Source organism: Limnohabitans sp. Hippo3, assembly GCF_003063665.1.
Lineage (GTDB): Bacteria > Pseudomonadota > Gammaproteobacteria > Burkholderiales > Burkholderiaceae_C > Limnohabitans_A.
This window is the reverse complement of record NZ_NESF01000024.1, coordinates 1-7,504: the sequence shown is the minus strand read 5'-3', so window position 1 is coordinate 7,504 and position 7,504 is coordinate 1. Positions and strand designations below refer to the sequence as shown.

The following is a 7,504-nucleotide window of genomic DNA, read 5'->3' as shown; positions in this document are numbered from 1 at the left end:
GCAAACCGCCCAAACTGATCATTGGTGCCATGATGCGCAAGCTCGTTCATGTGGCTGTTGGTGTGCTCAAGTCGAACAAACCGTTCAACTCGGCACTTCACTGCGCTTGACACGCATCACAGTATCTACCCCCGAGACCTCAAGCCGCCCAGGTCACCCGCCCGCTGTAGCTGGTTCCCAGCACCACCAGACCGAACACAATCCGGTACCAGGCAAACACCTCGAAGCTGTTGGTCGAGATGAACTTGAGCAGCCAGCGCACGCAGACCCAGGCGCTCAAAAACGAGAACACCAGGCCCACCGCGAACATCGGGGCATCGGCCAGGCTCAGCAAGGCACGGTCTTTGTACAGGCTGTAAGCCCCGGCACCGATCAGTGTAGGAATCGCCAGGTAAAAGGAAAAGTCTGTCGCCGCCTTGCGCGACATGCCCAGCAGCATGCCGCCGATGATGGTCGCGCCGCTGCGGCTGGTGCCTGGGATCATGGCCAGACACTGCACCAGACCCACCTTCAAGGCGTCTTGCCAACGCATGTCTTCCACTTCGCCAATGCGCACGGCACGGGCTTGCCGACGCTCGGCCCACAAAATGATGAAGCCCCCAATGATGAAACTGGTCGCCACCACGGCGGGCGTGAACAGGTTCGCCTTGATGGCCTTGCCAAACAACAGGCCCAAGATCACGGCAGGCACAAAGGCGATGAACACGTTCAAGGCAAAACGCTGGGCATCTGCGCTGCGCGGCAAGGCACGCACCGTGCTGCTGATCTTTTGCCAATACACAATGATCACCGCCAAAATCGCGCCCGTCTGGATGGCGATGTCGAACACCTTGGCTTTGTCATCGTCAAAGCCCAGCAAAGCTCCGGCCAGAATCAAATGCCCGGTCGACGAGATCGGCAAGAACTCGGTCAAACCCTCGACCACACCCATCACGGCGGCTTTCAGCAACAGCATCAAATCCACAAAGGCTCCTCAAAAACTGCGTGGATTATCGCTGTTGGGCAGCGCGCCAGAACGAGGCGCGGGAATCACCGTCAAAAGCTGTGTCACAGTGCAGAGCAAACAAAGACTTCAGGAGGCACCGTGCAACTGACACCCACCATCGCCGTTCACATGACCTTGGCCCTGACCGCCACAGCTGTAGGCCCCTTGGCACTTTGGGCGCGCATGGGCCGCATCGTACGCCCCCGGCTTCACCGGGCATTCGGTTACGCCTGGGTCACCTGCATGCTGGGTGCGGCCCTCACTGGGCTGTTCATACGCGACTTCAATTTGCCCAACATTTGGGGTTACACCCCGATCTACTTGCTCATTCCCCTGACCCTGTTCAGTCTGTACCGGGCGTTTCGCTTTTTGGCTGAAGGTCAGATTGCCGGTCACCGTAAAACCATGCAGTGGCTCTACGTGTGGGCATGCCTCGTGACCGGGGCATTCACCCTTTTGCCGGGACGGTATCTCGGCCAATGGCTGTGGTCCAGTTAAATTGCAAGGCGTGTCACATCCTCAACTTCAAAAAACCGCCCGCCTCGGCGCCCTCGCCATCGCCGCTGTGTGGCTGGCCGTGGCCGGGGTGTTATATCTGGTGTTTGACCGCATCGAGCAAAAGCGCCAGGCCAGCCTCAAGCCCTATGCGCTCAGCTCGGGGGATTTGGTCATTCCGCGCCAGCACGACGGGCATTTTCATGTGGAGGGTGAAGTCAACCGCCAGCCTGTGCGCTTTTTGGTGGACACCGGGGCCAGCCATGTGAGCGTGAGCGAAGCGCTGGCCACGCAAGCCGGACTGCCAGCGGGCCAGAGCATCACTTTGAATACCGCCAACGGCCAGCGGCCCGGCCAGCTGGTGCGCAGCGTGCCCGTGCGGGCGGGGCACCTGGTGCACAACGATGCCAGCGTCACCGTGGGCCTGAGCGGGCTTCGGCCCGAGCAAGCCCTGCTGGGCCAGGACTTCCTGAAGCACTTCGATGTGGAAATCCGCCGCGACGAGATGGTTCTGCGTCAGCGACCACCATCCTAGCGATAGCCCCAGCCGCCGCGCCCGTATTCACGGTCGTCGTGCTGATCATGCTTGCGCTCATGGCCCTTGAAATGACGACCATGGCCATGATCCCAACCATAGGCCGGGCCATAAACCTGAGGCACATAAATCACACGGGGTGGCGGTGGCGGCGCGTAAATCACCCGGGGCGGCGGGCTGTAAATCACCGGACCGGGCACGCCCACCTGGGCATACACAGGGAAATTGCCGATGCGCGAATGCACGGCCACCGACGGCTCGACCACCACTGGATGGGCGCAGCCCACCTGTGCCAATCCCAAGCCCAGCAGGCCAAACAGCGCGATGGCTCTTGAAAAAGACGGTTTGAACGAATAAGGCATGACAAAGGTCCTCTGATGGCGTTGGCTTTTCTTGAATGCGGACTCCCTGGGCCTTTAGCGCGGCAGCCCGCTGATCGGTGCACCGTCAGCGCTTTACAGTGGTTTCCATTCGTAACGGGCCAGGCCAGGCCGGGCCTGCGCCACCCCCTAAAATCAGACGCTATGACCACCCCCACCGCCCCGAACAGCTCCGCCGACCACGCCGACCACAAAGTCAGCAACTTCCTGCGCCAAATCATCGAAAAAGACCTCGAACTTGGCACCTACGCCAGCCGCCGCTGGGCGGGCAGCCCGGGCGACGCCGCGCACCACGCCAAGGGCGAGCCCGATCCGGCCAAGATCCGCACCCGCTTTCCGCCCGAGCCCAACGGCTACCTGCACGTGGGCCACGCCAAAAGCATCTGCATCAACTTCGGGCTGGCCCAAGAGTACGGCGGCGTGTGCCACCTGCGCTTTGACGACACCAACCCCGAAAAAGAAGACACCGAATACGTCAACAGCATCATCGACGCCGTCAAGTGGCTCGGCTTTGACTGGGCGCAATTGGGCCAGACCCCCGGCAGCGCCGCGCCCTACCAGGCCAGCGACTACTTCGACTTCATGTACCGCGCCGCCGAGGCCTTGATTGAAGCCGGTCACGCCTATGTGGACGAACAAAGCGCCGAAGACATGCGCGCCAACCGTGGCGACTTTGGCAAGCCCGGCGTGGACAGCCCCTTCCGCACCCGCACCGTGGCAGAAAACCTGGCGCGGTTCCGCGAGATGCGCGACGGAAAGTTGGCCGACGGCGCCGCCGTGCTGCGTGCCAAGATCGACATGGCTTCGCCCAACATCAACCTGCGCGACCCAGCCATCTACCGCATCCGCCGCGCCACCCACCACCACACGGGCGACAAATGGTGCATCTACCCGATGTACACCTTTGCCCACCCGATTGAAGACGCGCTGGAGCAAATCACCCACAGCATCTGCACGCTGGAGTTTGAAGACCAGCGCCCGTTTTACGACTGGCTGATGGAGCGCCTGTGCGAGTGCAAACTCTTGGCCGCGCCCAGCCCCAAACAATACGAATTTGCCCGCCTGAACCTGACCTATGTGATTACCAGCAAACGCAAGCTGGCGCAACTGGTCAATGAAGACAAAGTCAGCGGCTGGGACGACCCGCGCATGCCGACCATCGTGGGCCTGCGCCGCCGGGGCTACACGCCCGAGAGCCTGCGCCTGTTTGCCGACCGCATTGGCGTGACCAAAAGCGACAGCTGGATCGACTACAGCACGCTCGAAGGCTGCCTGCGCGAAGACCTGGAAAACAAGGCCCACCGCGGCATGGCCGTGCTCGACCCCGTCAAGCTCGTGCTGACCAACTGGGCCGAGGCCTTTGGCAGCGACGGCTACACAGAAGATTGCAGCCAACCCGCCCTGCCCCACAGCGCGATTGCTGAAGGCCAAACGCCACCCGCCGACCGTGTGTTCAAGATCGGCAAAGAGGTGTGGATTGAGCGCGAAGACTTTGAAGAAGTGCCGCCCAAGGGTTACAAGCGCTTGTTCCCTGGCAACTTGGTGCGCCTGAAAGGCGGCTACGTGATCGAATGCACGGGCTGCGCACGCGACGCGGCGGGACGCGTAACCGAGGTGCACGCCAAAGTCATCCCCGGCACCAAGAGCGGCACCCCCGGCGCCGACAACGTCAAAGCCAAAGCCGCCATTACCTGGGTGGCCGTGGCAGACGGCGTGCAAGCCGAGGTTCGCCTGTACGACCGCCTGTTTGCCGAAGCCCACCCCGATGCGGGTGGCAAGGACTTCTTGCAGTCGCTCAACCCGGACAGCTTGAAAGTGGTGACTGCGTATGTGGAGCCATCACTGGCCGGGGCGCAGCCAGACCAGAAGTTCCAGTTTGAGCGCTTTGGGTACTTTGTGGCGGACCGCTTGGACCATGTGGCGGGCACCAAGCCGGTGTTCAACCGGGTGACGGGGTTGAAGGACAGCTGGGGTAAATGAATTGAGCTCACGCCCTCAAACCATACAAATCTTTCTACCATCCGGCGACCCACGCGGCATGCGCGTGGCCGAGATCACAACCCGCATTGTTCGTGTGATCGAGGTGCCGCGCAGCCAACTGGCCGACTTCCTGAAGATGCCAGAGGCCCAGCAAGTGGGCGTGTACTTTTTGATGGGTGAATTGTCTGAGGCGGGTTTACCTCGCACTTACATCGGACAATCAGGCAATGTGGGCAAGCGCTTGGAGCAACACCATCAGAACAAAGATTTTTGGAACCGCGCTTTCGTCGTCATCTCGCTGACCAACAGCTTGACGCAAACGCATGCATTGTTTTTGGAATGGCTGGCTATTGCAGAAGCCACCAAGGCAGGACGTTATGGTCTGGAAAACGGCAACACCGGATCGCAGCCCTACACACCTGCTCCTTTGCAAGCGGATTGTCATGAGATTCACGAAACCGCAGCCACTTTGTTGGCCACATTGGGCCAGCCCATTTTTGAACCCTTGACCAGTGCCCCAACCGATAAAGGCATCGTCGAATTGTTCTATTGCAAGGGTTCAGGGGCCGACGGCGTGGGCGAATACACCACCGAAGGTTTTGTGGTTCACAAAGGTTCGAAGGGGCGAGCAGAGATCGTTCCTCACATTCAGGGAACTTCTCACGAGCGCATGCGCAGCCAGTTAGTCACAGAAGGCATTTTGGCCAAACAAACCGACAGCACGGGATCGCTGCTGGTTTTCACGCGAGATTACTTGTTCTCCAGTCCCAGCACAGCCGCCATGGCCGTCATGGGGCGATCAGCCAATGGCTGGGTCGAATGGAAAACAGCATCGGGCAAGACTTTGGACGAAGTCAAACGACAGGGCGTGATCGATAGGGATGCCAACTGACCGTAAAAGACTGCCCTAGCGTTCAGGTGCTGACGGCCACAGCCTCGCAAAATCTAACGACAGCTGCCGGTGATGCCGAATGGTCAGCAGGACCAAAGTCTCTTGTGAGTAGCTGGCGTTTTTGAGTGCGCCGGGGTCAGGGTTTTAGCGCTGATAGTACTTTCTCATCGAATAAATGTCGAATATTTTTGACATTTATTAGCCTTAATGCTCCAATGCAGCCATGAACCTCACTGACATTGGCCTACTCATCCAAACCCGCCGCGAAGCCTTGGGGCTGTCGCAGGCGCGTTTGGCGCGGTTGTCTGGTTTGTCGCGAGCCACCATCAACCAGCTGGAAAACGGCAGCTTGGTCGATCTGGGCACGCACCGTTTGTTGGGCTTGCTGCATTTGCTGGGCATGGATCTGACAGCGCAAACCCGCACGCCCCGCACACAGGCACTGGCTTTGCTGAGCCAAACCACCAGCGTGAGTTACAAAACAGCGCTCATGCCCGATGCTTTGGCGCAGGCGCTGATCAGCGGTGAGCTGCCTGATGCACTGCTGCCCCAAGTGTCCACCCTGCTCGACGAAGCGCCGTTGCCTTTGATCGTTTCTGGCCTGGAGGAAGTGGCTCAGCGCACCCATACGCCCCCCAAGACACTCTGGAAAAACCTGACGGCTTGGGCGCAGGCTTTGCAGTCGCCTCGGACGGCTTGGGTTTAAGGTCACACACATGCGCAGCAACACCCAGCCACGCGATCTGCCAAAGGGCATTTGGCAAACTTTGTTGCCGCATGCCTTCACGCTGATCGACGAGATTGGGCTGCGGGGCATCGCTGATCCGTTCTGGACGTTTGGCGGCGGCACGGTGTTAATGCTGCGACACCAGCACAGGTTGAGCAAAGACATCGATATCTTTGTGCCCGATCCACAGTACCTGGGTTTTGTAACGCCTCGGCTGAACGATGCAGCTGAAAGTGTGTCGCAGGACTATGTGGAAGGACCTGGCTTTGTGAAGCTGCTGCGCCCCGAAGGTGAGATTGATTTTGTGGCATCACCCAACTTGACGGCCCAGCCGTTTGAAGAGTGGACCTTGCTGGGGCGCAAAGTCAAAGTTGAGACCTCAGCGGAAATCGTCGCCAAAAAACTGTGGCACCGCGGCGACCGGGCCACAGCCCGTGATCTGTTCGATCTGGCTTTGGTGATCGAACGTGAGCCGGATGCCTTAATCACGGCTGCGTCTTATCTGACACGCCATCGTGAGGCTTTTTTGTCGCAGCTTGAACAGAGGCGGACCGTGCTGTCAGCACAGTTTGAGGCGATTGACACCTTGAACTACCGACCCCGCTACGACAAAGCCGCGCAGCAAGTCAACGAATTCCTCTCAAAAATTGCATAGCAACCATGCACATCACCACCCTCACAGCCCTGCGCCAGCTCTACGGCCCTGCCCGTGAGCGTTCGCTCAAAAAAGAAATCCCATCGCTCGACGTGCATGCGGTGCAGTTCATTGGTTTGTCGCCCTTTGTGGTGTTGGCCAGCAGCGATGCGGATGGGCACATGGACGCGTCGCCGCGCGGGGGGGGAGCCGGGTTTCGTCAAGGTGCTGGACGCGCAGACGCTGCTGGTGCCCGATGCGCCGGGCAACAACCGGCTGGACACGCTGGAGAACATCGTTGCCACGAGCCGCTTGGGCACTTTGTTCATGGTGCCGGGCTTTGACGAGACTTTGCGCGTGAATGGCCGCGCTGTGTTGTCCACCGACCCGGCTGACCTGGCGCTGTGTGCCGATGCGCGGCGCACACCCGCGCTGGTGATCCGCCTGACGGTGGAGTCGGTGTACCTGCATTGCGCCAAGGCGTTCATGCGTTCGGGCTTGTGGGATGCCTCGCGCCAGACCGACCGGGCACAAATGCCCAGCATGAGCGAGATGATGCGCGACCAGATCAGCGCCTTCAGAGGCGAGGAGATTGAGGTGGAGTCACAAGCCCAGATGCTGGAGCGTTATCGGCAGTCGCTTTGAGGCGCGGGCATAACAGTCCTATGCGAGTAGGACAAACATTTGTCACCCCGGACTTGATCCGGGGTCCATGCCTTCGGCTGCCGTGGATACCCGCATGCGCGCACATGCGCTAACTTAATATCTTACGCAACGTTGCCCTCTGTGAGCGGCGTTTTCGGCTCGGTTCAGCCAAACGGTAGCGTAGGTCCTGCCATCGCCTGATCGCATCGGTCACCCGAAGATTAGGCGCGA

At 59.9% G+C, this 7,504-nt stretch carries 10 protein-coding genes and 1 pseudogene; 9 read left to right on the top strand and 2 right to left on the bottom strand.

Annotated features, from left to right (window positions below; all coding sequences use genetic code 11):
- Window positions 1-110: pseudogene (locus B9Z34_RS14835) on the top strand (IS110 family transposase); the annotation flags it as partial.
- A gap of 29 nt (window positions 111-139) precedes the next feature.
- Here B9Z34_RS14835 and B9Z34_RS14360 read toward each other — a convergent pair.
- Window positions 140-964 carry an undecaprenyl-diphosphate phosphatase gene (locus tag B9Z34_RS14360; protein WP_108428794.1) on the bottom strand — a complete coding sequence of 275 codons (825 nt, stop codon included), beginning with the start codon at window positions 962-964 and terminating at the stop codon, window positions 140-142.
- 120 nt (window positions 965-1,084) lie between these two features.
- Here B9Z34_RS14360 and B9Z34_RS14355 point away from each other — a divergent pair, with 120 nt between their 5' ends.
- Both B9Z34_RS14355 and B9Z34_RS14350 read left to right on the top strand, forming a co-directional pair.
- Window positions 1,085-1,483, top strand: coding sequence for a DUF2306 domain-containing protein (locus tag B9Z34_RS14355; protein WP_108428793.1), 399 nt, complete (start codon window positions 1,085-1,087; stop codon window positions 1,481-1,483).
- Between the two features lie 10 nt (window positions 1,484-1,493).
- Window positions 1,494-2,015: a TIGR02281 family clan AA aspartic protease gene (locus tag B9Z34_RS14350; RefSeq protein WP_158268735.1), complete on the top strand. Its 522-nt coding sequence runs from the start codon at window positions 1,494-1,496 to the stop codon at window positions 2,013-2,015.
- Here the strand turns inward: B9Z34_RS14350 and B9Z34_RS14345 are convergent.
- The gene (locus tag B9Z34_RS14345; protein WP_108428791.1) at window positions 2,012-2,377 is read right to left on the bottom strand and encodes a hypothetical protein; all 366 of its coding nucleotides are present in this window, start codon (window positions 2,375-2,377) and stop codon (window positions 2,012-2,014) included. The genes B9Z34_RS14350 and B9Z34_RS14345 overlap by 4 nt on opposite strands.
- Window positions 2,378-2,539: 162 nt before the next feature.
- Here B9Z34_RS14345 and B9Z34_RS14340 point away from each other — a divergent pair, with 162 nt between their 5' ends.
- The 6 genes from B9Z34_RS14340 (at window position 2,540) to B9Z34_RS14320 (ending at window position 7,273) form a co-directional block, all read left to right on the top strand.
- Window positions 2,540-4,375 (top strand): glutamine--tRNA ligase/YqeY domain fusion protein, encoded by a 1,836-nt coding sequence (locus tag B9Z34_RS14340; protein WP_108428790.1) that lies wholly within the window; start codon window positions 2,540-2,542, stop codon window positions 4,373-4,375.
- Window positions 4,376-4,547: 172 nt separating this feature from the next.
- A complete protein-coding gene (locus tag B9Z34_RS14335) occupies window positions 4,548-5,267 on the top strand; it encodes a GIY-YIG nuclease family protein (RefSeq protein WP_233249640.1) in 720 nt (239 codons plus the stop codon).
- 223 nt (window positions 5,268-5,490) lie between these two features.
- Window positions 5,491-5,973, top strand: coding sequence for a helix-turn-helix transcriptional regulator (locus B9Z34_RS14330; protein ID WP_108428788.1), 483 nt, complete (start codon window positions 5,491-5,493; stop codon window positions 5,971-5,973).
- Between the two features lie 10 nt (window positions 5,974-5,983).
- Window positions 5,984-6,649 (top strand): nucleotidyl transferase AbiEii/AbiGii toxin family protein, encoded by a 666-nt coding sequence (locus B9Z34_RS14325; RefSeq protein WP_108428787.1) that lies wholly within the window; start codon window positions 5,984-5,986, stop codon window positions 6,647-6,649.
- Between the two features lie 5 nt (window positions 6,650-6,654).
- The gene (locus B9Z34_RS14830; RefSeq protein ID WP_369907707.1) at window positions 6,655-6,972 is read left to right on the top strand and encodes a pyridoxamine 5'-phosphate oxidase family protein; all 318 of its coding nucleotides are present in this window, start codon (window positions 6,655-6,657) and stop codon (window positions 6,970-6,972) included.
- Window positions 6,854-7,273 carry a pyridoxamine 5'-phosphate oxidase family protein gene (locus tag B9Z34_RS14320; protein ID WP_369907705.1) on the top strand — a complete coding sequence of 140 codons (420 nt, stop codon included), beginning with the start codon at window positions 6,854-6,856 and terminating at the stop codon, window positions 7,271-7,273. The genes B9Z34_RS14830 and B9Z34_RS14320 overlap by 119 nt, the downstream gene beginning before the upstream one ends.
- Window positions 7,274-7,504 lie beyond the last annotated feature (231 nt).